Consider the following 24,503-nt stretch of genomic DNA (forward strand, 5'->3'; position numbering starts at 1 on the left):
GACCGACTCCGACCGACGAGGACGTCATGACCGACATCGCCGCCCCCGTTGCGGTGCCCGAGCGCTGGCGCTCGAACGCGGCGATCTTCCTCAGCGGGCAGACCGTCTCGCTGTTCGGCTCGATGATCGTGCAGTACGCGGTCATGTGGTATGTCACGCTCGAGACCAAGTCGGGCTGGGCGGTGGCGCTCTACGCGCTCGCCGCTTTCGCTCCGCAGGGTCTCGTCTCGATCTTCGGCGGCACGCTCGCCGACCGGGTGAACCGGCGCATCCTGGCGATGACCTCCGACGGCGTCATCGCGCTGACGACGCTGGCCCTCGCACTCGTCATGATGTCGGGGATCACCGACCTGTGGATCATCCTGCTCGCCGTGGGCGTGCGCTCGATCGGGGCCGGAGTCCAGCAGCCCGCCGTCCAGGCGCTCATCCCCCAGATCACACCGCCCGATCAGCTGATGCGCGTCAACGGCCTCTACGGCACGGTGCAGTCCGCGATGTCGCTCGTCGCCCCCGCGGCGGCCGGGCTCGTCTTCGGGCTGGTCGGCATCGTGCCGACCTTCTTCATCGACGTCGTCACCGCCGTCATCGGCATCGGCCTGATGGCGCTCGTGCGGGTGCCCTCGCTGCAGCGCATGACCCAGGCCACCACCGGCTACTTCGCCGACCTCGCCGACGGGTTGCGCTACATCGCGGGACACGGTGTCGTGCGCTGGCTCCTGCTCGTCTTCACGATCATCTTCGTGCTGACGGTCGCGCCGTCGTTCCTCACCCCGCTCATGGTGGCGCGCTCGTTCGGCGACGAGCCGTGGATGCTGGCGGGCCTCGAGGTCGCATTCGGCATCGGCATGACGCTCGGCGGCGTCGCCGTCTCGACCGTGCTCGCCAAGCGGAGCCGGCTGGGGCTCATCCTGTTCTCGACGTTCGGCTTCGCACTGCTGAACGTCGCCCTCGGGTTCAGCCCGAACCTGTGGGTCTTCTACGGCGTCATGTTCGTGTTCGGGCTCATCGTGCCCGCCTTCTCGGCGCCGTTCATGACGCTCATCCAGGAGACCGTCGAGCCGGAGAAGCACGGTCGCGTGTTCAGCTACGTCGGCATCGTGATGGCGCTGGCGACTCCGATCGGCATGGTCGCGTTCGGCCCGCTCGCCGACGTCTGGACGGTACAGGTGCTCCTCGTGCTCGGCGGTGCGGCGACCGCGCTCGTCATGCTCGTCGCCATCGTGGTGCCGTCGGGGCGGTCGGCGATCCGCGCGGCGCGCGGCCCGGCGCCCGAGCGGCGCGAGGCGACCGCGGAGGCCTAGCGCCCGAGCCGTTCCTGCAGGAACGCGCCGGCATCCGCCGCCTCGCGCCTGCTCACGGTGTGGCGCAGCCGCGGGTAGAAGTGCGCCGTGACGGTCGCGTGCCGATCGAGCCACGCGGTCGTGCGGTCGATCGCGACCGGCCCGATCACGTGATCGAGCCCTCCCCGGCCCCAGAAGACCGGGGGTCTGCGCTCACGCAGTTCGGCATCCCGTGCCCGCTCGCCGCGCACCGCGTACCCGCCCAGGTTGACGGCGAAGCGCACGCGGTCCGGATCGTGGCGCAGCAGCTCCAGCGCCATCGCGCCGCCCTGCGAGAATCCGAGCGCCCCGACGAGCGGCGCCGGAGGGAGCGTCTCGAGCCACGACAGCACCGCCGCCGCGGAGGCCGACGCATCCTCCGGTCGCGGATCGCCGCGCTCGTTGTCGGGGGCGAACCACGACCATGTGCCCTCCTCGGCCCGCGTCCCGCGCAGGTGCGCGATCACGAAGTCCTCGGGGAACGAGGCCGACGCCGTCACGAGCCGCTGCTCGCCGCTGACCCGCCCGTGCATCGCGAGGAGCAGGGGGCGCCCGGGTCGCGCCTCGGGCGACGCGCTCCAGAGGATCGCGTCGGAGTCGAGAGCGGGCGCCGTCACGGCAGGTGCGCGCGGATGAAGGCGGACGCGTCCGCGATCTCCTCCTCGGAGACCGCGTGCGTCAACCCCGGGTAGAAGTGCGTCGCGACCTCGGTGAGCGGCGTCGCCCAGTCGACGAGCATGTCGGTCCAGGCCCGCGGCACGACGTCGTCGGCGAGCCCGTAGCCGATGAACAGCGGCGTGCGGCGCTCGCCGAGGGCGGTGTCGTCGGCGACGCCGGGCAGGAACCCGGCGAGGCTGACGGCGTAGTCGGCCAGCTCCGGTGCGCGGCGCAACGTGTGCACCGCGATCGCGCCGCCCTGTGAGAAGCCCAGGATGCCGACCGACGGGTGACCGGACTGCGTCGCGACCCAGCGCACCAGGGCATCCGTCGACTCGTCCATCTCGCGGGCGAGCGCGTCGGACTGCTGCGGCTGGAACCAGGCGGCGCCGGGCGCGAAGTCGATCGGCGCGCGCACCGAGGCGATCGCCAGGTCGTCCGGCAGCATCGGGAAGATCGGCACGAAGTCGCGCTCGCTCGCCCCGAGGCCGTGCAGGATCACGAGCAGCGGACGGCCCGCACGGTCGTCGCGGTTCCAGATGACGGCCGACGGGTCGAGCTCCATGTTCCCGAGGCTAGCCCGCGTGACGAAATGCAGGACCGGACGTGAGGGATGCCGCGTCGGGATCATCACCCGCCAGGCCGGCATCGTCCGTTCCTGCATTTCGCGACGAGTCGGCGCGGCGAGCGACGACAATGAGGGCATGAGCCCCGTCGGCACCCCAGATCCGCCCCCGGAGGAACCGAACTCCGCCTGGCTCACCGACGAGGAGCTCGCCGACGTGCGCCGTCGCATCCCGCTCCTCTACGTCGAGGCCGTGCCCGTACGGGTCGACGGGCTCGGCGTCGTCACGAGCGTCGGCCTGCTGCTGCGCGCCAACGCGCAGGGCGACATCACGCGCACGCTCGTGAGTGGCCGCGTGATGTTCGGCGAGACGCTGCGCGACGCGCTGTTCCGGCACCTCGAGAAGGATCTCGGGCCGATGGCGTTCCCGCAGCTGCCGGCGAGCCCGGTGCCCTTCCACGTCGCCGAGTACTTCCCGATCCCGGGTCTCAGCGCCTACCTCGACGAGCGCCAGCACGCGGTCGCGCTCGCCTACGTCGTGCCGGTCACCGGCACGATCGAGCCGCGACAGGATGCGCTGGAGGTCACCTGGATGACGCCGGCGGAGGCATCCAGTGCCTCGATCCACGCCGAGCTCGAAGGCGGTCGGGGGACACTTCTGCGTGCCGCGCTCGCTTCCGTGGGGGTTCTCGGCTGACGCCTGCCGCGAACCGGGGGACACGCCTCGTCACCCCTTCGGGGAGCCCCTTCGTTGGGGTCTTCCGGCTCCCGGCGTCCCCCGCTTAGCCTGCCCGAGGCGGACCGACCGTGAGGGGATCTCGCGGACCGCCTTCGGGGGGCTTCACGATCATGCGTCATCTCGCGCGCTCGGGACGGCGTACGGCCGTCTTCACCGCGGCGGTCGCCGCGCTGCTGGCACTGCTCGCAACGGTGGCGCTCGCTGCTCCGGCGCAGGCAGCCGACACGGCCGTGCTCGACATCGCCGTGTCGGTCGACAAGAGCGCCGTCGCGCCCGGCCAGACCTTCACCTACACGATCAGCCCGAGCTGTTCGAGCGCCGGATGCCGCAACGCCGTCGTCACCGACGTGCTGCCTCCGGAGTTCGACGCCCTCACCCTCAACCCCAACGTCGTCGTCACCGGGGCCACCGCCACCACGAGCTGGGGCGGCGCCGGTGGCCGCACCCTGACGGTGCAGTTCACGGCTGCGCTCGAGGAGGGCGGCATCGGTCTGCCGGACGGCAGCGCCCCCTCCATCCAGGTCTCCCTCAGTGCGCCCGCGACGCTCAGCCCCGACTGGGCCTCGAACGGCACGCCGATCACCGACACCGCGACGGCCACGGCCGACAACGCGGCCACACGCACCTCGTCGGCGACCACCACCGTGACGATCCCGTACACGCCCGCCACCGCCGCCACCGCGGCGTGGGCGCCGACCGCGACGCAGTACAAGGTGGGCGAGGCCTCGAACCTGACCGTCGGCATCCGCAACACGTCCAACGGCGGCGCACAGAGCCTGGTGCTCGCGGTGCCGGCCGACCCCGCGGCCCCGGGCGACCTGTTCGACACGGTCGACCTGAGCGGTCTGGGAGCGGTGACCTTCCCGGCCGGCGCCGACCGGATCCAGGTGGACGCCGACACCGACCACTGGGTGACCGGCGTCCCGCTGGCGACGGCGGCTCTGCCCGACGGCGTCGTCGCCGCGGACGTCGCGGGCCTGCGCATCACCTTCACCTCGACCTCGGGTGCGACCGGCATCACCGCCAAGGGGGCGGCGGGCTCGGTCGTGCTCCAGCTCGCGCAGCGCACGCAGACCCGATCGGCACACACCCCGCTCGTCACCGGCGGCGCGGCGACGGCGACCGTGCTCGGCACCGTCTCGCTCGGCAACCACGGCGCGGCGTCGAGCAGCGCGACCGCGAGCTACACGATCGGCGGCCTGACCGCGACCGTGTCGGGCTCGACCGCGTTCGCCGGCCCCCGGATCCCGGCGGGCACGACCACGACCGTGACCCTCACGGGCGTCAACACCTCCAACGGCCCGCTGTCGACGTTCACGCTGACCCAGCCGGTCGGCGGAACACTGCTCGGGCCGAAGGTGACCTTCGCGGGTTTCGCCTCCGGTGCCGCCTGGCCGACCGGGGCGACCTCGGCGACGTTGAGCTGGAGCGTCAGCGGCGGCGCCGTCCCGGATGACGTGGTGCTGCACCAGGGCGACGCCCTTCCCGGCTCCCCGGCCCTCGATGCGGGGCAGACGGTCACGGGCTTCACGGTCGTGTACCGCGGCGCGATCGCGCCGAGCGCCACCGCGTCGCTGCCGGTGCGCATCCAGGTCGCGAAGGACATCGCCGCCTCGAGCGCCGCGCCGGCGACGGTGGTCGAGACGGGGTGGGTCGACGGGCACAACGACGCGGGCGACGCCGCGCGCGCCGTGCCGACCGCGTCGCTCGGCGTGCTCTATCCGCAGGTGAAGGTCGCGCTGACGAAGACCATCACGCCGTCCGCGGCCAAGCCGATCCCGGCCGGCGGCCGCTCGATCGCGCAGCTGAAGGCGACGACCGACTCCGACTCGGGCTTCGTGCATCCGACGACGGTCATCATCCAGGACCTCGCCACGGGCGCGGCCGGCGACTACTGGGGCGCGTTCGACATCGTCGCCGTCGCGCCGACGCAGGTACCGGCGGGGGCCGCGCTGACCGTCGCCACCACGACCGACCGCACGACGTGGGACGTCGTGGCCTCGGTGCCCGCGTCGGCCGGCGCCGCCTACTACCAGGCCGCGCTCCCCGGCGCGTCGAACCTCCAGGGCGTGCGACTGACGTTCACCAACGTCGACGGCTTCGCCCAGGCCTCGACCCTGCAGGCGAATCTCGCCTTCGTGGCGCGCGCGACCGTGCGCGATTCGGGGGAGAGCACGGCCGGCTCCGGGTCGAACGTGACCTACACGAACGCGGCCACCGCGACCGCGATCGGCGACGTCGTGATCGACGGCGAGGGGCCGGTGACCGCCACGACCGGCTCCAGCAGCACCGCCGTCATCAAGCAGCTCGCGGGCGGGTCCGGCGGGATGATCGCCCCGAGCAAGAGCTGGAACGTCGCCACCGTCAACGCCCAGTCCGGCGACGCCGCCAACGCCACCGTCCGGTGGGGCACCGAGATCTCGGGCTACACGACCGCGACGGTGACCGAGCCCGCCGATCCGTCGGCAGCCGTCTCGAGCACCGTGTTCCAGGCGTTCAACCTCACCAGGATCAACGCGATCACGACCGCCACCGACCCGCTCATCGCCTACGACCGCGTCACCAAGGTGGAGCTGTTCGCCTCCGGCGCCGCGCAGCCAACCGACATCACGAGCAAGGTCTGCACTTCGGCGGCGGTCTGTCAGGGCAAGATGCCCGCGTACTCGCTGAGCACTGCGGAGCAGGCATCCACCGTGGGGGTGCGGATCACGTTCGCCGAGTGGGCCGGCGGCCGCACGACCGACCCGCTTGCCCCGCCGGTCGGGTCGGGCGTCGCCAGCGGGCCGGACAGTCGAGCCGTCACCTTCGTCTTCCAGCTGCGCAACACGCTGCGGGATGCCTCGGGCGACCCGGCCCACCCGTGGGTCACCGGGTCGCGCACCTACAACGACGCCGACGCCGGCGTCGTCACCAACACCGCGGGCGTGGCGCTCGATGCGCAGACCGGCACGGCGAGCGCCGACCTCCTCGTGCTCGACACCACCCCGGGCGTCGCCCTCACCAAGACCGTCGCCCCGACCGCGGTCGCCATCCCGGTCGCGGGCGACATCCCGGATGCCGCGTATCCGAGCACCGACTTCACCCTCACCGCCAACAACACGGCGCCGGCGAAGGCGTGGGCTCTGCGGGTCACCGACCAGGCGCCCTGCGCTGCCTTGACGCCGTCGGACTGCGCGCACCCCAGCGCCGACGGCGTCTCCGGCTGGACCGTCGACCCGTACGCCGGCGCGACGTGGAATCCGGCCACCAGTCCGTTCGACGCCTTCACCATCACGAAGATCGTGCCGAGCGGCTACACGGGCAGCACCGGCATCGACGCCACGGCATCCGGCATCGAGCTCTGGTACGCCGACGGGCACACCGCCACGGTGGGGCTCACGAGCTCGACGCTCACGAGCGCGAGCGCGCTGCGCGACGTCGTCGGCGTGAGCGTGCTGTGGATCGGCTCGAGCCAGGCCGACGGCGGCACGATCGTCTCCACCGCGAAGCCCAGGCTGACCATCACGGCGCAGCTGCGCCCCACCCTGCGCAGCTCCCCCGCGACGCCCGTCACCCCGCGGACGATCACGAACACCGCGTTCGCCGAGTCATGGGACGGCGTGCTCGACGCCTCCGCCGCGTACATCACGCGATCGGTCGACCTCACCCTCAGCGACGCGGCTCTCGCGGTGACCACCGCGAAGTCCTTCAGCCCGAGTGCGCTCCTCGAGAAGGACCGCGCGAATCCCGTGACGGTCACCCTCACCGCCGGCTCCAACGGCGCGACCGCATCGCCGGATCGGCTGGTCGTGCAGGACACCCGCCCGGAGTTCTGGAACGCCGTCCGGCTCGGCGCGCTCGGCGCCGTCGCGCTCCCGACCGGCGCGAACCGCGTCGAGGTCGACGTGCAGCTGAACGGGTCGAGCACCTGGACCACGGGCACCGCGGCCGCGAGCGCCGCCCTGCCCGACGGTGTCGATACGAACGCCGTCACCGGCATCCGGTTCGTCTTCACCAACGACACCACCGACCCCAGCAACCCGAACGACCTGTTCTCGATCACGGGCCCGGCCGCCGCGTGGACCGCGAGCGCGGCGTTCACCGTCACGCTGCGACCGGCGACCCGCGACACCGGCGCCGTGCTGGCGTTCCCGTCGACCCTGCCGGACGACGTCACCGCGACCGTCGGCAACCCGCACCTCGCGGACCGCTCGGCGACGAACACGGCGACGCTGAGCCTGAACCCGGGCACGTTCACGGTCGACATCTCCACGACCCCGGATGTCGCCACCTCGCCGGCGGGCCAGACCATCAACTGGACCCTGGTGATGACCAACACCGGCACGGGCTACCTCACCAACCCGGTCGTCACCGATCAGCTGCCCGCCGACGGCGCCCTCGTCTTCGACCCCACGAGCGAGATCACCTCCGCGACGTCGACCGGCGGCCTGCTGCCGACCTCCGGGCAGAGCGTCGCGTTCGACGCGACGAGCAAGCGCATCACCGTGACCTGGCCGGCCGGATCGCGCATGGCGCCGGGCGAGAAGGTCACGCTCGTGATCCCGATCGCCATCCAGCCGGGGCTGCAGGCCAGCCACGGCGCGATCCCGAACCAGTTCCGGTTCTCGAGCGATCGCGCGCTGAGCGCCTGCACGAACAGCGCATCTGGCAACGGCCAGCCCGTGACCTTCACCGCCGGCGGCACGAGCTGCCTCACGCAGAACTCCGTCAGCACGATCTCGGCCTCGGCGATCAGCTCGTTCAAGGGCGTCAAGGGCGATGTCGACGGTGCGGGCGAGTCGACCCGCGGCGCGGTCAACGTGAACAACGCGGCCACGCCCTGCGTCGCCGACCCCCAGGGCTACTACCGCCAGCCGTGCGCGGCGAACACCGTCGTCGGCGCCACCGATCAGTGGAAGCTGCAGATCGTCAACGGCGGCAACGTGCCGGCGACGGCGGCGACCGTCGTCGACGTGCTGCCGAAGCCGGGCGACAGCTACCTCCGCTCGGGCGCGAGCCGCGGCACGACCTTCCGCCCGGTCTTCGCCGGCGGCGTCACGCTCGCCACCGACGACCTGTCGGCCGGTGCGGCCATGAGCTGGCAGGGCACGACGTCCGCCGACCCGTGCCCCTCCTACGACACCGACTCCAGCTGCTCGACCGCGACGTGGGTCGATGGCGCGACGATGTCGGCGACCCAGCTCGCCCGGGTGACGGCGATCCGCATCGTCTTCGACTTCACCTCGGTGGTCGGCGCCTCCCCGTCCGGCACCCTGCCCCCGGCTGCCACCGTCGCGGTCACCTACCGCACGGTGAACCAGCCGTCGACGACCGCGTCCGACAAGCTCGCCCCCACGACCGTGCCGCTCGGCACCGCGCAGGCGTGGAACAGCTTCGGGGTGTGGGCGAAGTTCGGCGCCGGCTACGCGGACCGCCGCGTCGAGCCGGCCCGCGCGGGCGTGCAGCTGCTCACCGGACCGCTGCAGGTGACCAAGGCGATCATCGGCGCCGGCGCGGCCTACGCCCCGGTCTCGTACGCCGCGACCGCCACCTGCACCGTGGCGGGTGCCCCCGTGACGCTGCCCTCCGGCGGCGCCCTGACGCTCGCGTCGGCGACCGGCTACACCGCACGGATCGACGGGATCCCGGTGGGCGCCGACTGCGGGATCGTGGAGAGCCCCAGCGGAGCGAGCTCGACCTCGTACAGCCCGGCGGCGGCATCCGGAACCGGAGCCGGGATCGCCGTGACGACCGCCGCGGGCTCCGCGGATGCCGTTCCCCCCACCCAGCGCGCGACGATCACCAACGCCTACGGCACCACCTCGCTCGTGGTGACCAAGCACGTGTCGACGACCGCGACGGTGGGCGAGGTCGGGCCGTTCTCGTTCGCGCTGTCGTGCACCGCCGCGACCGGGGCCGGCACGCTCGCGGTGCCGCTCGCCGCCGCCGACGTCGCCTTCACGCTCGCTGACGGTGCCAGCCGCACGATCGCGGATCTCCCCGTGACCGCCGTCTGCGCGCTCACCGAGACCGACAGCGATCACGCCGACCGCATCCAGGTGAACGTCGACGGCGGCTCGGCCGTGCCCGCGACCGAGGGCGGCCCAACCGCCATCGTGCTCGGCACCCACGCCGGGTACGACGCCGTCGTGACCAACGTCTACGACGGCGGACGCCTCGCGATCAGCAAGCTCGTGACGGGCGCGGGCGCCACCGACTACGGCACCGGCTCGTACACCGTCGGCGTCGACTGCAGCTACCGGGGCCAGCACGTCCAGACCACGACCGTGATCCTGCAGGCGGGCGAGACCCGCACGCTCGACCCGGTCATGCCCGCGGGCACGCAGTGCGCCCTGAGCGAGACGGACGCCGGCGGCGCGACGACGAACGCCGCGGACGCCTCGGTCGCGATCGCGGGCCCGAGCGGCCCGCAGACCGTGGGGCTGACGACCGCGGTGCTGACCAACCGCTTCGACACGGGCTCCGTCGAGCTCGACAAGACGATCACCGGCGCGGGCGCGTCCGCCTGGGGCACCGGGCCGTTCGAGGCGCAGCTGAGCTGCACCTGGCAGCGCAACGGCGAGCTCCTCACCATCCCGCTGCCGGACGCGGGCATCGTGACCCTCGACGCCGCGCACGACTACCGCGCGACGGTCTCCGGTCTCATCGGCGGCGCGAGCTGCCAGGCGCTCGAGACCGCGACCGGCGGATCGACGAGCTCGAGCGTCGGCGCGATGTCGCCGTCGACGGTGCCCGCGAACGGCACCGCGACGATCGGCATCACCAACACCTTCGACGTGCAGGACCTCGTGGTCACCAAGCAGCAGGAGGGCGACGGCGTCGACACCTACGGCAACGGCACCTACATGGCCTCGCTGCTCTGCACCCTCGACCACGACGGTGCGAGCGTTGCGCTCGACCTCGGCGATCGCGCCACCCTCACGCTGTCGCCCGGCCACTACACCCGCACGGTGAGCGGCCTCCCGGTCGGGGCGATCTGCACCGTCGACGAGACCGACCAGGGCGACGCCGTCACCCACGCGCTGTCGCCCGCGGACGGCACCGTGACTCTGGCCGCCGGATCGCCGTCCGAGGTCACGATCGTCAACACCTTCCTGCTCGGATCGCTCTCGATCGACAAGGAGGCGACCGCGACGATCGTGCAGGGCGCCACCGACTTCGACTACACGATGGATGTCGCCAACACCGGCGAGGTCGCCGCGGCCGGCGTGCACGTCGCCGACCCGCTCGACGACGACCTCCGGGTGACCGGCATCGACGCGGCCGGTTGGAGCTGCGCGGTGACCGGCGCGGACGGCGACGGCTACGGCGGCACCCTCGCCTGCGACCTCGGCGCCGAGCCCGGCATCCTGCTCGGGGTGGGTGCCACCGCGCCGCGCATCACGGCGCACGTGAGCGTGCGCCCGCAGATCGCGCAGGACGACCTCGACAACACGGCCGCCGTCACGTCGACGACGCGCGTGGTGACCGGTGACGACGACACCGTCTCGCTCCCGGTCAAGTGGCTTGATGCGACGGTCACGCCGCAGTGCGTGAAGGACGCGCCGTGGCTGCAGTACTCCGTCGATGCGCGCAACGTCGACCTGTCGGGCAAGACCATGACCGTCGAGTGGCTCGACGGCGCCGGCACCGTCGTGCACACCGACACCGTTCCGCTCGAGGGCGGCGACCCGGATGCCGGTCCGATCACGGGCACGCTGCTCTGGCCGGGTGCCGCGGTCGACCCGTCGACGCAGCAGGGCATCCTGTGGCCGGGGTGGCGCGCCGCCGAGCCGGGGGAGACGCCGCAGTGGGAGAACCTCGTGCAGGACAGCACCCTGCCGGAGTACGGGCTGCGCGCGGACGGGTCGGTGCGGATCAGCATCAACCCGACCACGACGCTCGCGCTGACCTACCCGGCGGCGACCGCGAGCTGCGCCGACGCGCACGGCGACCCGGCGGCCTCGCTGTGGTTCACCAAGGACGTCTCCTCGACCAACGTGCCGGTCGGCACCACCGTCGACTACGTCATGAGGAGCGGCAACAGCGGCCTCGGCGCGGCCGACCAGGTCCAACTGGTCGACCCCATCCCGGCGACCCTCAAGGTGCTGTCGGTCGACCCGGCGCCGGCCGACGCGGGTCAGCCGTCCTGGCAGAGCTGCGAGGTGACGGGGCGAAACGGTTCCGGCTACGGCGGCACGCTGGTCTGCACGCTCGATCGTCCGCTCGGGGCGCTGCAGTCCGCACCCGCGGTCACGCTGACGACCCTGCTGAGCCCCCACGCCGGCTTCGGGCCGATCACCAACACCGCGCACGTGACGGGCACCGACATCAGCGTCGACCTGCCGACGCTCGCCGACCCGGAGGACTCCGCGACGATCTGGACCGCGGGTGCGGCGCTCGCGTCGACGGGCGTCGACCCGCGGGCGCTCATCGCAGCCGCCGCGCTGCTCATGATGATGGGCTTCGGCGCGCTGATCGCCGTGCGCCTGCGTCGCCGGACGCGGCGCGAGGCCCGCTAGCCGTCCGGATGCCGCACGAGACTCCGCAGCGCCGCGACGAGGTCGCGTGCCGCGGATTCGTCGAGCCGTGACAGGAAGGCGGATTCGGCCGCAGCACGGGTTCGCTCGGCCCGCATGACGCGCGCGCGACCGGATCCCGTGAGGACCAGGGCGTTGCGCCGTCGATCGCGCGGGTCCCGGCGGCGTTCCACGAGGCCGCTGCCCTCCAGCTCGTCGAGCATCGCGACGATCGTCGTGCGATCGACGCCGAGCCGCTCGCCGAGGGCGATCTGCGAGAGCGCGTCGTCCGCCGCGATCACGGAGAGCACGGCGAGCTGCCGGGCGGTGAGCCCGAGCGGGGCGAGGGCGGCATCCACCCGCTGGGCCAGCTGGGCGTATGCGGTCTTCAGCAGGAAGCCGAGCCGGTCGTCAAGCGGTGTCACGTCGGTCGCCACACGGTGAATCCTATCGGCTCACTGATCATCAGTGGTACTGACGGTATCCTCGCTCCATGACGACCTTCGGAATCAAGACCGCACCCATGCACGTGAGCTACGACGACATCGTGCGCGTCTGGCGGGAGGCGGATGAGCTCCCGGAGATCGCGGACGCGTGGCTGTGGGACCACCTGCTCCCGCTGGCCCCGCCCGCGGATGGTCCGATCTTCGAGGGCTGGACGCTGCTGAGCGCGCTGGCGGCGCAGACCGAACGACTCGGGCTCGGGCTGCTCGTCACGAGCAACCGACTGCGCTCGCCCGCGCACCTCGGCAAGATCGCCAGCACGGTCGACGCGATCTCGCACGGCCGTCTCACGATGGGCCTCGGCGTCGGCGGGACCGTCCAGCCCGCGGGGGTGGCGGGCTTCGCGACGAACCCCGCGGCCGCCGAGTACGCCGCCTACGGCGTCGACCTCGTGCCCGCCGCCGAGGGCGTGCGCCGGCTCATCGAGACGCTCGACGTGCTCGACCGGATGTGGACGGGCGGCCCGTTCGACTTCGACGGACCGTTCAGCACGCTGCGCGGCACGGTCAACCGGCCCGCTCCGTCGCACCGTCCCCCGCTGCTCATCGGCGCGTGGGGCGACCGGATGCTGCGGCTCGTGGCCGAGCGCGCGGACGTGTGGAACATCCCCGGCCCGCCGCACACCACGGTCGATGCGTTCGCCGAGCGCTCGCGGCGTCTCGACGCGCTGTGCGCCGAGCTCGGCCGCGATCCGTCCGGGCTCGGGCGCTCGGTTCAGCTCACCGTCGCCTACGACGACCTGCCGGCGACCCGCTCGGTCGCGCGGCAGCTCATCGAGTCGGGGGCGAGCCACGTCGTCCTCAACCTCCCCCGCGGGTATCCGCAGGGAATCGTGCGTCGGATCGTGGGGGAGGTCGTCGGACCGCTCAGCTGATCGTGCGGCTAGCTGCCGGCGGGACGGCCGGAGCGCCGACCCGAGCGGCGCGGGTTGCCGGTCGGCGCCGCGGGACGCTGAGCACCGCCGCCCGAGGACCACACGGTCGTGCTGCCGCTGCGGGTGCTCGCGGCACCCGAGCGCTGGGGCGCGCCCGCCGCGGGGCGGCCGGAACGGTCGCGGCGGCTGCGGCCGCCGCCGTTCGGCGTCGCACCGGTGCCTGGCTGGGAGGAGCGCAGCGCGCGTTTGCGCTGCGCGTTCGCGCCGGTCGACCGACCGCCACCGCCGCCCTGCTGCTTCGGCGCCTGCGGAGCCGGCTTCACGTACGCGGCGACCTCGCCGACGAGCGCGGTCACGGCATCCGAGGTCGCGGTCACGCGCTGGGTCGGCACCTTGATGCCGGCCTTGCGCAGCAGCTGCCCCAGGTCGCCCTCCTGCACGGGCAGGACGACCGTCACGACATCGCCGGCGGACCCGGCGCGCGCCGTGCGACCGCTGCGGTGCAGGTAGGCCTTGTGCTCGGTCGGCGGGTCGACGTGCACGACGAGCTCGATGTCATCCACGTGCACACCGCGGGCGGCGACGTCGGTCGCCACGAGCACGCGGATCTCGCCCGCGCCGAACGCCGCGAGGTTGCGCTCGCGGTTCGCCTGCGACAGGTTGCCCTGCAGGTCGGCCGCCGGGATGCCGGACTCGGTCAGCGAACGCGCCAGCTTCTTGGCCTGGTGCTTGGTGCGCATGAACAGGATGCGCCGTCCGGTGCCCGAGGCGAGCGCGCGCACGAGCTCGTTCTTGGCGGTGAGGTCGGCGACCCCGAACACGTGGTGCGTCATGTCGACGACGGGCGAGTTCTCCTCGTCGACCTCGTGCAGCATCGGGGAGTGCAGGAACCGGTTCACGAGCTTGTCGACGCCGCGGTCGAGCGTGGCGCTGAACAGCATCCGCTGCCCCTCGGCGGGGGTCGCGGCCATGATCCGGGTCACGCCGGGCAGGAAGCCGAGGTCGGCCATGTGGTCGGCCTCGTCGAGCACCGTGATCTCGATCGCGTCGAGGTGGGCCTGCTTCTGCTGCATCAGGTCCTCGAGCCGGCCGGGGCAGGCAACGACGATGTCGACGCCGGCCTTCAGGGCCGCGATCTGGCGGTTCGGCGAGACGCCGCCGAAGATCGTCGTCGTCGTGAGCCCGTAGGCCGCCGCGAGCGGGGCGATGACCGCCTCGATCTGCGTGGCGAGCTCACGGGTCGGGGCGAGCACGAGGCCGAGCGGGTGGCCGCCGCGGCGTGATCCGCCGGCGAGGCGGGTGCCGAGGCGGGCGACCATGGGGAGGGCGAACGCGAGCGTCTTGCCGGAGCCGGTGCGCCCGCGACCGAGCACGTCGCGTCCCGCGAGGGAGTCGGGCAGCGTGTCGGCCTGGATCGGGAAGGGGGTGGTCTTGCCGTCGGCGCTGAGCACCTCGAGCAGGGGATACGGCACGCCGAGCGCGCCGAACGAGTTGTCGGACATAGAGGTCTTTCGGGTGATGATGGGCGACCGTGCCGATGGGCACAGAAGTTCGCCGCAGAGAAGATGTCAGCCGGGCCCGGCTCTCAACGAGACCGCCGGGCGGCGAGGGAAGCGTTCCACGACGCGGGCCGCACGATCGCGCGGCCGAACGCAACCGTATCAGTACTTCCCGTCGTACGTCTCCCCGACGGGGATGTCGACCGTCACCGTGTCGCCGGCCGGCGCGAGCGGGCACGCCCATGCGGGGTCGTACGCGCACGACGGGTTGTAGGCGAAGTTGAAGTCGAGCACGAGGGTGTTCGCGGCGGGGTCGGAGCCGAGGTCGGCGCCCTTGATCGTGTCGATGAGATAGCGGCCGCCGCCGTAGGTGCCGCCGGGCTTGCCGTGCAGGCCGTCCTTGACGGGGATGAACAGGCCGCCCCCGTAGCTGGTGAGGCGCCAGACGTCGAAGGAGCCGACATCCGGGATCCGCACCACGCCCGCGCGGTCGAAGACGACCGTGCCGTCGGTGCCGGTCTCGTACTCGAACGCGCCCGGCTCGGCGGGCTCCAGCTCGACCTGGAACCGCCAGGCCGGGTCGTAGTCCGCGACCGGGAGGCCCGTGAAGCCCGCGCGGTCCTCCGGCAGCAGCGCGGTCGCCGGGTGATGGGCGAACAGCTCGTCGCGGCCGTCGCGCCAGATGCGGTGCGCGGTCGCCGGGTCGTCCTCGTCGCGCACGGCCTGGTAGAGCGCGAACACGGAACGCCGCCAGTCGACGACATCGAGCGGGGTCATCGTCCGAACCTCCTTGCGAACGTCGGGGCGAGCTTCTTCAGCCGGCCGCCCCGGTACTGCCACAGTTCCCACAGCACCGGCCAGAGCGGCACGGATGTCGGCCCCCGGACGTCGAGGCGGTCGCGGTACAGCGTCGCGGTGCGCTGTCCCGGGCCCGTCGAAGGAGCGTCGATCGCCGACACCGCCATCCGGTGCCGCCAGAGCGTGAGTGCTGCGAGCGGACCGGTCACCGCGTGGCCGCGATCCTCGAGGATCCGCACGCCGTCGCGCTCGGCGCGCGCGAGGTCCATGACCTGCTCGCCCAAGGGCACGAGCCCGGAGATCGACGTGACCCGCAGCAGCGTGGGGCCGTCGGGCCACCGCTCGGGGAAGGTCGGCGGATCGATCGGCTCGACGTTGGCGAGCGGGTGGTAGACCTCGCGGAACACGTCCGGCGAGCGGATCGCCTCCCAGGCCGCGTCCGGCGGGCAGTCGAGCACGAGCTTGAGCTGGACGCGCATGTCCCCAGACTCGCACGTGTCGGGGGTCGGGGCCATGCTCCGGGCATGCGGTATTGGCTCGGGGTCGTGCAGCGGGCGCACGTGCTCGTCGGCGTCGAGCTCGGCATCGCGCAGACGAACCACGGCGCCAAGGCCGGGATCGCGCGCATGGGGCCGGGCGACGGATTCGTCTTCTACTCGCCGAAGACCTCCTACCCCGACGGAGACCCGCTCCAGGAGTTCACCGCGATCGGCCGGGTCGCGCCGGGGGAGCCCTGGCAGGCCGAGGATGGCGAGTGGCGCCCGTGGCGGCGCAAGGTCGACTACGACGGCGCCGCGCATCCGGTGCCGATCGCCCCCCTGCTCGACGTGCTCGACCTCACCCGCGGCAACCGCAACTGGGGCTTCGCGATGCGTCGCGGTCACCTCGAGATGACGGAGCATGACTTCGCGGTCATCGTCCGCGAGATGGGCGCGGTTAGCCTGCTGGCGTGAATGCGGCCTCCCAGTCCTCGTATCAGGTGCGGTTCGACTGGGGCGCGGCCGGTCGCGACGCGATCGCGGTGGATGCCGAGGCCGTCGTGTGGGTCGACCAGCTCGGCGGCGACCCGGGCGCGCGCACCCTCGAGCAGGCCGACGAGGTCGCCGCGTGGGCGCTCGCCGAGCAGGAGCGGCTCGGCGGGCGGTTCCGGATCGCCGTGGTCGCGGCCGGCGCGGCGCGCGACGACGGCACCCTCCGCTTCGCGGTCGAGGACCTGCTCGCGGCCGGTGCGATCATCGACGCGATCGCGGGCGTGGGCATCGACCACCAGTCGCCGGAGGCCGCGGCGGCGGCCGCCGCGCACCGGGGGCTGAGGAACGCGACGCGGCACCTCGTGAATGCGTCGGTCAGCGCCCGGGAGTCCCGCGAGCTCGCCTGATCCGTCGCGCTGCTCGAGCGCCGACGTCGGAACGCGAACGGGGGCCGGCGCCGCGTCGAACGCGCCGCCGGCCCCCGAGATCCCGATCAGCGCACGACGATGCCCTCGGCCCCCACGCCGTTCGGCACGGTCACGGAGCCGACCTCGGTCAGCGATCCATCGCCGGCGACGGAGAACTCGTCGACGATCCCGGCCGCACCGGTCTGGACGTAGAGGAAGGAGCCGTCGGGCGACACGGCCGCGTCGACCGTGCCCGCATCCGTCGGCGTCGTGGCCCCGCCGGCGATCCGGCCGTCACTCGAGTCGGTGTAGCGCGAGAGCGTGCCGCTGCCCGCGTTGCTGGTCCAGAACCGGTCGCCCGAGCCGACGATCCAGCAGGTTCCCTTCTGGCCGGTGGCCGACTCCGCGAGACGCGTGACCGTGCCGCTCGGCTGGATGGCGAACGTCGCGATCGTGTTCGTCCCGCTCTCGGTGGCGACGAGGTGGCCGCCGCGATCGAAGACGAAGCCGAACGGCGCCGCGCCCGCGAAGGTGCTGACCACGGGCCGCGCGCTCAGGCCGAGCAGCCCGTACGAGCGGAAGACGTCGAAGCCGCTGCCGCTGCCCTTGGTCGAGACGACCAGCTTCGACCCGTCCGGCGTGAAGGCGACCTCCGCGGCGGTGCTGACGAACTCGGGTGTGCTGTCCGGGAGCCCGAGCCGACGGTTCCCGCCGGGCAGCGGCGCGAGGTAGCCGCCCAGGTCGACGTACCCCTGCACGGACGCGCCGTGACGGGCGTTGAGCACGTACACCTCGTTGCCGTGCGACGTGACGCTCACCGGGAACTCGCCGCCCGAGGAGATCGTCTGCCGGCGAACGAGACGGTCCCCGACGATCCGGAAGGTCGTGATCGTGTTGCTGCCCGCGTTGACGGTGATCAGGGTGTCGCCGACGATGGCGACGGCGCCCTGGCTGGCCGTGTGGTCGACGACCGAGCCGTCCAGCGCGCCGCCGGGGCCGCCGGTGGCGTAGACGCCGGCCTGGCTCAGCGTGCCGTTCGCCGCGCGGTCGTAGGCGACGATCTGGTTGCCGGATGCGTCATCCGTCTGGACGAAGACCGTGCCGGCGGTCGGCGCCGGCCGCCCGTGCGTCGGGGCGGCGTCGGCGGCTCCGGCCGTGCCGGCCACCAGCGCGGCGGTGGCCGCTGCCAGGAGGCCCCAGCGGGTTGCGGTTCTCATGATTCTTCCTTCCGTCGTGCTCCGAGAGGCTCGGAGGGCCCGTGCCGTCGAGCGGCCGGGCACACCCCCACGCTCGCTCATCCGGGCGCCGCCCGGACCGCGAAACCATTACGGTCACGTGACATGTCCGTGGCGGGGCGTCGGGAATCGAACGAGCCCTCCGCGGGTTCATACCGACATGGCTACTGCAACGCTGAACGGAACCGTCATCGCCGAGGCTCCGGCCGAGGACATCATCCACATCGAGGGCAACGCCTACTTCCCGCCGTCGAGCGTGAAGGCGGAGTTCCTCGAGAACAGCCCCACCCCCTACACCTGCCCGTGGAAGGGCGAGTGCCAGTACTTCTCGGTGAAGGACCCGGCCTCGGGCGAGCTGCTGCAGGATCGCGCCTGGAGCTATCCGACGCCGTACCCGACCGCGTTCGACCGCGTCGGCAAGGACTTCTCGAACTACGTCGCGTTCTGGAAGGACGTGCAGGTCACCGAGTGAGGTGACCCTCGCTAGGTGCTCTGAGCGGAGCGCGTGCGGGCACGGAAGGCCGCGACCTTCGCGCGGTTGCCGCAGGTGAGCATCGAGCACCAGCGCCGGTTGCCGGTGCGCGAGTCGTCGTGGAAGACGCGTCCGCATCCCGCGCAGCGCCGGATCCGGCCGTCGGCCGCGGCGAGGATCGCGACCGCATCCCGGGCGATCGAGGACAGTGCCTGCGACACGCGCACCGTGGCGGCGCCGGCGCGGCGATGTCCGCCCTCGAGTGCCGGCGGAACGTCGGGCGTCGCGGCGAACAGATTGACGGTGTCGACATCGTCGGCGTGCCGGGTCGTCTCGTCGGCCGTGGCGACCACGAGACGCTCGATCGCGGCGGACAGCGCCTCGGCATCCGCGGCGTCGCGCCCGGTCGCCGGTGCGAGACGGTCGAAGCGCCCGGCCAGCCACACGCCGACCCCGGATGCCCGGTCGATGAAGTCGATCGACAACGTCACGTAACCGATGCTAGGGGTTACGCCGCTCCCACTCGATGCGGAACGCCGGGTCGAAGCGGCGCGAGCACCGGCCGCAGCTGAGCGGACGGGTCGGCCGGCGGTACCGGAAGTGCTGGTGGCCGGCGGGACACCGCCCGACCCAGGGCGCGAGCTCGGTCGCGACCGCGCCGTCGTGCAGCCGCTTGCCCTCGTAGCCGAGGTCGGCGGCGATGCGCTTCCACCCCGGACCATGCCCCGCGCGGGGGCCGGCCATCGCGTGCGCCACCTCATGCAGCAGCACCTGGTGGATCTCGTCGTCCTCGTAGCGGGCCGCCAGCAGCCGCGAGACCGAGATGCGCTTGCGGTCGTAGTTGCAGAGCCCCGCCCGGGTGCGGGCGTTGTCGAAGCCGAAGGTCCACGCATCATCGAGGTGCAGCCGGATGAGCGCCTCGGCCCAGTGCCGCACCCGTTCGAGCTCGGCCATCAGCCCGACACCCCCGGCGGCACGTGCAGCAGCCGGTCGTCGCCGTCGCGCGGTGAGCCGCGGCCGTCGGTGTTGTCGGTGAGCACGAGCAGGCCGCCGTCGGGTGCGGGGGCGACGTCGCGCAGGCGACCGTAGCCGGCATCCCCGGTGAAGAACGCGTCGGTGCTCGCGCGGCCGTCGGCGGAGACCGTGATGCGCCAGAGGCGCTGCCCGCCGAGCCCCGCCATCCAGAACGCGCCGTCGACGTAGGCGAGGCCGCTTGGGCTCGCGTCGTCGGTGGACCACTGCGCCACCGGATCGACGAAGCGCGGGTCGTGCGCGACGCCCTCGACGATCGGCCAGCCGTAGTCCTTGCCCGGCTCGATGCGGTTGAGCTCGTCCCAGGTGTCCTGTCCGAACTCGGATGCCCAGAGCTGTCCGTGGTCGTCCCAGGCCAGACCCTGCGGATTGCGGTGGCCGTAGCTGTAGACGTACGAGCCGGCGAAGGGGTTGTCGTCGGGGACCGCGCCATCCGGCGTCATCCGCAGGATCTTGCCGTTCAGCTTCTTCAGGTTCTGCGCGTTCCCGGTGTCGGACGCGTCGCCGACGGTGACGTAGAGCATCCCGTCGGGACCGAACGCCAGCCGCCCGCCGTCGTGGTTGGGCGCCTTCTCCAGACCGTCGAGCAGCACCTGCGGGGAGCCGAGCGAGAGATCATCGCCCAGCCGCATCCGGATCACGCGGTTGTCGGTCGCGGTCGTCGTGTAGGCGTAGAGCCAGCCGTCTCGGTACGCGAGGCCGAGCAGCCCGCCCTCGCCCTCGTGCACGACGCCCGGCACCGTGCCGATCGGCTGCGCCTCGCCGCGGTCGACGCGCACGATGTGCCCCGAGTCGCGCTCGCTCACGAGGATGCGCCCGTCGCCGACCTGCAGGATCGACCACGGACTCGCGAGCCCGGTCACGACGTCGACCGGTGCGCCGTCGGACGACGACGGCAGCGGCCTCGGCGGCGCCGTCGCCGCGGGGTCGCGCACCGTCTGCGTGCAGCCGGTCAGCAGCGTGCCGGCGAGCGCGGCCGCGGCGAGCGCCGCCGTCGCCGTGCGCGCGCCGCGGGGGATCATCCGCCCAGCCGCCTCTGGAAGATGCTGCGGTTGGGATCGGGCGAGCCTTGCGCGTTCGCGTCGGTCGTGACGGGCGCGCCGGCGGTCCAGTCGCGCAGGTCGTCGCCGGTGAGCAGCCCGGCCGGATGCGGACCTCCCGCGAGCAGCCGTGGCATCCACTCGAGGGGCAGCGGAGCCGCCGAACCGACGAGCACGAAGTTGCCGAACCGGCGGCTGCGCACCACCTGCGGCTCCGCGAGGATCGCGACCCGGTCGGGCGAGCCGAACACGTCGACGAGCGTGGCGCCCTGCGAGCGGGCGAAGGCGGCGCCGGGGGAGCCGGAGAGCCCGCCGTCGGCGATGTTGACGAGCATGACGCCGTCGGGCGCGAGGAACGCCGCGCCGGCGGCGTAGAACTCGCGACTCGTGACCTGCGGCGGCGTCGTCGCGCCGCCGAACACGTCGACCACGAGCAGGTCGACCGCGCCGCGCAGCCCGTCCGGCAGCTTGTCGAGGGTCGAGCGCGCGTCGCCGTAGCGCACGCGGATGGATGCCCCGCGCGCCAGCGGCAGCGCCGACCGCACGAGCTCGACGAGCTTCGGCTCGAGCTCGATGACCTGCTGCCGCGACCCCGGCCGCGTCGCGTGGATGTACCGCGGCAGCGTCAGCCCGCCGGCGCCGAGATGCAGCGCGGTGATCGGCTCGCCCGGCTGCTTCAGCTGGTCGATGACGTGACCCATCCGCACGATGTACTCGAAGAACAGCTCGGACGGGTCGTCGAGGTTGACGTGCGACTGCGGCGTGCCGTCGACCACGAGCTCGAACGCGCCAGGCATCCAGCGATCGGGGCGGATGAGCGCCCGGAGCCCGCTGTCCAGCGTGACGGAGGGCTCGGCATCCACCCGTCCATCCTCGCGCACCCCACCGCATTCCACCCGGACTCCACCCCCGGGTGGTGGGAAGGGCGGCCACCGCCGCGCACAGTGGAGGACATGAGCATCGTGAACATCGGAGAGGCGCTTCTCGGCGTCGCGCTCCTCGTGTGGATCGTCTACCGCCAGATGACGTGGACCGCGGTCGACGTCGGCCGCATGTGGCGCATGCCGGCGATCCTCGGCCTCGTCGGTGTCGTCACGCTCGTCAGCTCGGGCAGCACGAAGGCGCTGACCGCCGTCGATCTCGGACTCCTCGCGCTCGAGCTCGCCGTCGCGGTGGTGACGGGGGCGCTCATGGGGTTCGTCGCGACCTTCCGTCCGATCACCGAGAAGGGGCTCGCCGCGTGGCGTGCCCGTCGCCGGCCCGGCGACGCCGCCGAGCCGACCACGGAGTCGCGCACCGGCTGGATCGGCCTCGTGCTCTGGATCGTCATGGTCGCCGTTCGCGTGGGGCTCGGCTTCTGGGGCCACTCGCTCGGCTCGGCTCTCGCGGAGTCGTCCGGCGTGATCCTGCTGGTGCTGGCGGTGAACCGCGGGCTCCGCACGCTGGTCTTCAGCCTCCGTCACGATCGTCACCTGAGCCTCGCGGCGCGATGATGGTCGCGTGAGCTCGGCGACGGACGACCCCCGGCCCGACTCCGCCCCCCGGCCCGAGCCCGCCCGCGTCCGGGATCTCGGCGGGGATCGGCGGCCGTTCGCGCGGGTGTTCACCGGCCTCGCCGCCGCCGGCGTGACGGTCTTCATCGTCCAGGAGCTGATCACCGGCAGCACCCCGACCTGGGTCGCGGTCGTGACCCTCGGGGGCACGGCCGCCTGGGTCGCCGGAGTCCTCCTCCCCTCGCGCTGGGACCGCGCGCGGGCCGTCCTCTTCGTCACGGCCGCCGTCTGCGGATCGCTCGTCGCCTGCGGCACGCAGGTGCTCGGCTTCATCCCCGCCATCGGCGCCATCGGCGGCCTCGTCCGGCGGCCGCACCGCCGCGTCATCATGGGGCTCGCGACGGCGGCGCTCTCGCTCGTGCTGTTGGGCCTGAGCGCGCTCCTGTTCCCCTATCCCGTGCAGCTCATCAGCTCGGTCGCGGCACTGATCATCGTGGTGCTGATCTCGCTCAGCCGGCGGCAGTACCTCGCGGCGGAGCGTCAGGAGCGGCTGCTCCTCGAGGAGCGGCTCGCGGTGGAGCAGGAGCGCGCCGAGGTCGCGGCGCTCGCCGAGCGCTCGCGGATCGCGCGCGACATCCACGACGTCCTCGCCCACAGTCTCGGCGGCCTGGTGCTGCAACTCGACGCGGTCGAGGCCCTGCTCGAGTCCGGACGCCACGACGAGGCCCATCGGCGCGTGACGGCGGCGCGGGGACTGGCGGCGGAGGGTCTCGAGGAGGCGCGCCGGGCCGTCGACGCGCTGCGCGATCCGGAGACCGCGGCCGACCCCGCCGCGGCGATCCAGCAGCTCATCGACACCCACCGCTCGCTCGGCGCGCGGGCCGAGCTGCACCAGTCGGGGCAGCCCGGCCCGCTCGATCCCGCCGCCGCCGGGGCGCTGCGCCGCGCCGCGCAGGAGGTGCTGAGCAACGCCCGCCGGCACGCGCCCGGGATGCCGACCGAGCTGTCGCTCGACTGGACCCCGAGCGACGTCGCCTTCCGCGCCTCGACGGGGCTCGCGTCGAGTGCGACGGCCGGCCTCGGGGGCATGGGCGGGGGTCGCGGCCTGGTCGGCTTGAGCGAGCGGATGGCGGCGCTCGGCGGCACCGCGACCGCGGGCGTGCAGGACCACGCCTTCGTGGTCGAGGCGCACCTCCCGCGCGCACGAACGGGATGATCGCGATCGTGCTCCCGAGCCTCCTGCCCCCAGCGACGGGGCCGCAAGAATGTCCCGCGTTGTCATGAAGCCGGTATGGAGCGCGGAACGGCGCGGCGTCCGCGCTACTGTGAGCCCATGTCGACCGATGACCCGCCGGCGGCGCGACGCTCCACCGCGCCGTCGCGGGCGACGACGGCCGACGTCGCACGCCTCGCCGGCGTGAGCCTGAAGACCGCATCCCGGGCGCTCACCGGGCACCCCAGCGTGCGCGACGAGACGCGATCGCGGGTGCTGCAGGCATCCGTCGCCCTCCGCTTTCGGCCCAACGGGATGGCGCGGGATCTGCGGCGCGGCGGAGTCGCGACGAGCATCGCCTTCGTCTTCGGCGACATGATGAACGCCTTCTACGCCGAGGTCGCCATGGGCGCCACGGAGGTCATCAACGCCCGCGACCTCACCCTCGTGATGGCCTCATCCGGCGATCAGCCCGCCCGGGAGCGCCCGACCGTCGACAGCATGCTCGAACGTCGTGTGCAGGCGCTGCTGCTCGTGCCCATCGCCGACGATCACTCCTATCTCGAGGGGGAGCGGCAGCTCGGGACCCCGATCGTCGCGGTCGACCGGCCGCTGGCGAACTCGGCCAGCGACTCGGTGATCTTCGACAACCGCTCCGGAGCGCGGAACGGCGTGCTGGCCCTGGCCGACGCGGGGCATCGCCGGATCGGCTTCGTCGGCTCCAACAGCCGCCTGTACACCGACATCGAGCGCCTCTCCGGATATCACGATGCTGTCGAGGCGCGGGGACTCGACACGGATCCCCGGCTGGTGCGTGAGGACGCGCAAACTCTGGAGAGCGCAGCGGCCACCACGCTGGCGCTCCTCGACCAGGCCGATCCCCCCACCGCCCTGTTCGCCGCCAACAACCGAGCCGCGTTCGGCGCCTATGACGCCCTGCGGCGCTCCGGCCGGCCCGTGGCACTCGTCGGCTTCGACGACTTCCCGCTGGCCGACACCCTCGGCATCACCGTCGTGGCGCACTCGCCGAAGGAGATGGGGCGGCGTGCGGCCGACCTCGCGCTCCGCCGGATCGACGACCTCGACGGTCCGCTGGAGCACGTGCTACTCCCCACCCGGCTGGTGCTGCGCGAGTCGCATCGCAGCCACTGACGGCGAGGGGCTGACGGCGGCGGTCGGCCCGAGCG

21 protein-coding genes are annotated in these 24,503 nt (G+C 72.9%); 10 read left to right on the forward strand and 11 right to left on the reverse strand.

Translation table 11 applies throughout. The features are described 5' to 3' along the window. Positions 1-26 precede the first annotated feature (26 nt). Positions 27-1,301, forward strand: coding sequence for an MFS transporter (locus tag ABD285_RS05865; RefSeq protein WP_284254335.1), 1,275 nt, complete (start codon positions 27-29; stop codon positions 1,299-1,301). Here ABD285_RS05865 and ABD285_RS05870 read toward each other — a convergent pair. Beyond that, a complete protein-coding gene (locus ABD285_RS05870; RefSeq protein WP_344201029.1) occupies positions 1,298-1,936 on the reverse strand; it encodes an alpha/beta hydrolase in 639 nt (212 codons plus the stop codon). The two genes, ABD285_RS05865 and ABD285_RS05870, sit on opposite strands and share 4 nt — an antisense overlap. Further along, positions 1,933-2,541 (reverse strand): alpha/beta hydrolase, encoded by a 609-nt coding sequence (locus tag ABD285_RS05875; protein ID WP_284254337.1) that lies wholly within the window; start codon positions 2,539-2,541, stop codon positions 1,933-1,935. The genes ABD285_RS05870 and ABD285_RS05875 overlap by 4 nt, the downstream gene beginning before the upstream one ends. Positions 2,542-2,680: 139 nt before the next feature. Here ABD285_RS05875 and ABD285_RS05880 point away from each other — a divergent pair, with 139 nt between their 5' ends. Beyond that, a complete protein-coding gene (locus tag ABD285_RS05880) occupies positions 2,681-3,238 on the forward strand; it encodes an NUDIX hydrolase family protein (RefSeq protein WP_284254339.1) in 558 nt (185 codons plus the stop codon). Between the two features lie 152 nt (positions 3,239-3,390). After that, entirely contained in the window at positions 3,391-11,781 is an 8,391-nt protein-coding gene (locus ABD285_RS05885) for a DUF5979 domain-containing protein (protein WP_344201033.1), read from the forward strand. Here ABD285_RS05885 and ABD285_RS05890 read toward each other — a convergent pair. Then, positions 11,778-12,215, reverse strand: coding sequence for a MarR family winged helix-turn-helix transcriptional regulator (locus ABD285_RS05890; RefSeq protein WP_284254344.1), 438 nt, complete (start codon positions 12,213-12,215; stop codon positions 11,778-11,780). The genes ABD285_RS05885 and ABD285_RS05890 overlap by 4 nt on opposite strands. A 56-nt stretch (positions 12,216-12,271) precedes the next feature. Between ABD285_RS05890 and ABD285_RS05895 the strand changes: the two genes are divergently transcribed. Then, complete coding sequence (locus ABD285_RS05895; protein ID WP_344201037.1) at positions 12,272-13,156, forward strand: LLM class flavin-dependent oxidoreductase; 885 nt, start codon at positions 12,272-12,274, stop codon at positions 13,154-13,156. 8 nt (positions 13,157-13,164) lie between these two features. Here the strand turns inward: ABD285_RS05895 and ABD285_RS05900 are convergent, their stop codons facing one another. From ABD285_RS05900 to ABD285_RS05910, 3 genes are all read right to left on the reverse strand, one after another. Continuing rightward, positions 13,165-14,658 (reverse strand): DEAD/DEAH box helicase, encoded by a 1,494-nt coding sequence (locus ABD285_RS05900; protein WP_344201040.1) that lies wholly within the window; start codon positions 14,656-14,658, stop codon positions 13,165-13,167. A 159-nt stretch (positions 14,659-14,817) separates the two neighbouring features. Beyond that, positions 14,818-15,432 carry a DUF1684 domain-containing protein gene (locus ABD285_RS05905; RefSeq protein WP_284254345.1) on the reverse strand — a complete coding sequence of 205 codons (615 nt, stop codon included), beginning with the start codon at positions 15,430-15,432 and terminating at the stop codon, positions 14,818-14,820. After that, entirely contained in the window at positions 15,429-15,932 is a 504-nt protein-coding gene (locus ABD285_RS05910) for a hypothetical protein (RefSeq protein WP_284254346.1), read from the reverse strand. Before ABD285_RS05910 ends, ABD285_RS05905 begins: the two co-directional genes overlap by 4 nt. Before the next feature lie 45 nt (positions 15,933-15,977). Between ABD285_RS05910 and ABD285_RS05915 the strand changes: the two genes are divergently transcribed. Together ABD285_RS05915 and ABD285_RS05920 are read left to right on the forward strand one after the other, a co-directional pair. Then, complete coding sequence (locus ABD285_RS05915; RefSeq protein ID WP_344201043.1) at positions 15,978-16,406, forward strand: EVE domain-containing protein; 429 nt, start codon at positions 15,978-15,980, stop codon at positions 16,404-16,406. Beyond that, entirely contained in the window at positions 16,403-16,831 is a 429-nt protein-coding gene (locus ABD285_RS05920; RefSeq protein ID WP_284254348.1) for a hypothetical protein, read from the forward strand. Before ABD285_RS05915 ends, ABD285_RS05920 begins: the two co-directional genes overlap by 4 nt. A gap of 86 nt (positions 16,832-16,917) precedes the next feature. On the opposite strand, the gene ABD285_RS05925 is transcribed toward ABD285_RS05920, so the two are convergent. Further along, positions 16,918-18,048 carry a lactonase family protein gene (locus ABD285_RS05925; RefSeq protein ID WP_284254349.1) on the reverse strand — a complete coding sequence of 377 codons (1,131 nt, stop codon included), beginning with the start codon at positions 18,046-18,048 and terminating at the stop codon, positions 16,918-16,920. Between the two features lie 178 nt (positions 18,049-18,226). Between ABD285_RS05925 and ABD285_RS05930 the strand changes: the two genes are divergently transcribed. Then, positions 18,227-18,538: a DUF427 domain-containing protein gene (locus tag ABD285_RS05930; RefSeq protein WP_344201047.1), complete on the forward strand. Its 312-nt coding sequence runs from the start codon at positions 18,227-18,229 to the stop codon at positions 18,536-18,538. An 11-nt stretch (positions 18,539-18,549) separates the two neighbouring features. Here ABD285_RS05930 and ABD285_RS05935 read toward each other — a convergent pair whose 3' ends face one another. From ABD285_RS05935 to ABD285_RS05950, 4 genes are read right to left on the reverse strand one after another with little or no spacing between them, the layout of a single operon-like run. Continuing rightward, on the reverse strand, positions 18,550-19,029 hold the full coding sequence (locus tag ABD285_RS05935; protein ID WP_284254351.1) for a CGNR zinc finger domain-containing protein: 480 nt from the start codon (positions 19,027-19,029) through the stop codon (positions 18,550-18,552). Between the two features lie 10 nt (positions 19,030-19,039). Further along, complete coding sequence (locus ABD285_RS05940; RefSeq protein ID WP_284254352.1) at positions 19,040-19,492, reverse strand: SprT-like domain-containing protein; 453 nt, start codon at positions 19,490-19,492, stop codon at positions 19,040-19,042. After that, positions 19,492-20,592 carry a PQQ-dependent sugar dehydrogenase gene (locus ABD285_RS05945; protein WP_344201051.1) on the reverse strand — a complete coding sequence of 367 codons (1,101 nt, stop codon included), beginning with the start codon at positions 20,590-20,592 and terminating at the stop codon, positions 19,492-19,494. Before ABD285_RS05945 ends, ABD285_RS05940 begins: the two co-directional genes overlap by 1 nt. Further along, entirely contained in the window at positions 20,589-21,473 is an 885-nt protein-coding gene (locus ABD285_RS05950) for a spermidine synthase (RefSeq protein ID WP_284254354.1), read from the reverse strand. Before ABD285_RS05950 ends, ABD285_RS05945 begins: the two co-directional genes overlap by 4 nt. A 90-nt stretch (positions 21,474-21,563) precedes the next feature. On the opposite strand from ABD285_RS05950, the gene ABD285_RS05955 reads away from it, so the two are divergent. The 3 genes from ABD285_RS05955 (at position 21,564) to ABD285_RS05965 (ending at position 24,468) form a co-directional block, all read left to right on the forward strand. After that, entirely contained in the window at positions 21,564-22,103 is a 540-nt protein-coding gene (locus ABD285_RS05955) for a hypothetical protein (protein WP_284254355.1), read from the forward strand. Between the two features lie 7 nt (positions 22,104-22,110). Continuing rightward, a complete protein-coding gene (locus ABD285_RS05960) occupies positions 22,111-23,319 on the forward strand; it encodes a sensor histidine kinase (protein ID WP_344201054.1) in 1,209 nt (402 codons plus the stop codon). Positions 23,320-23,436: 117 nt separating this feature from the next. Next, positions 23,437-24,468, forward strand: coding sequence for a LacI family DNA-binding transcriptional regulator (locus ABD285_RS05965; RefSeq protein WP_344201057.1), 1,032 nt, complete (start codon positions 23,437-23,439; stop codon positions 24,466-24,468). The last annotated feature ends 35 nt before the right edge of the window (positions 24,469-24,503 follow it).

The sequence above is a fragment of the Pseudolysinimonas kribbensis genome, from assembly GCF_039531715.1.
Taxonomy (GTDB): domain Bacteria; phylum Actinomycetota; class Actinomycetes; order Actinomycetales; family Microbacteriaceae; genus Pseudolysinimonas; species Pseudolysinimonas kribbensis.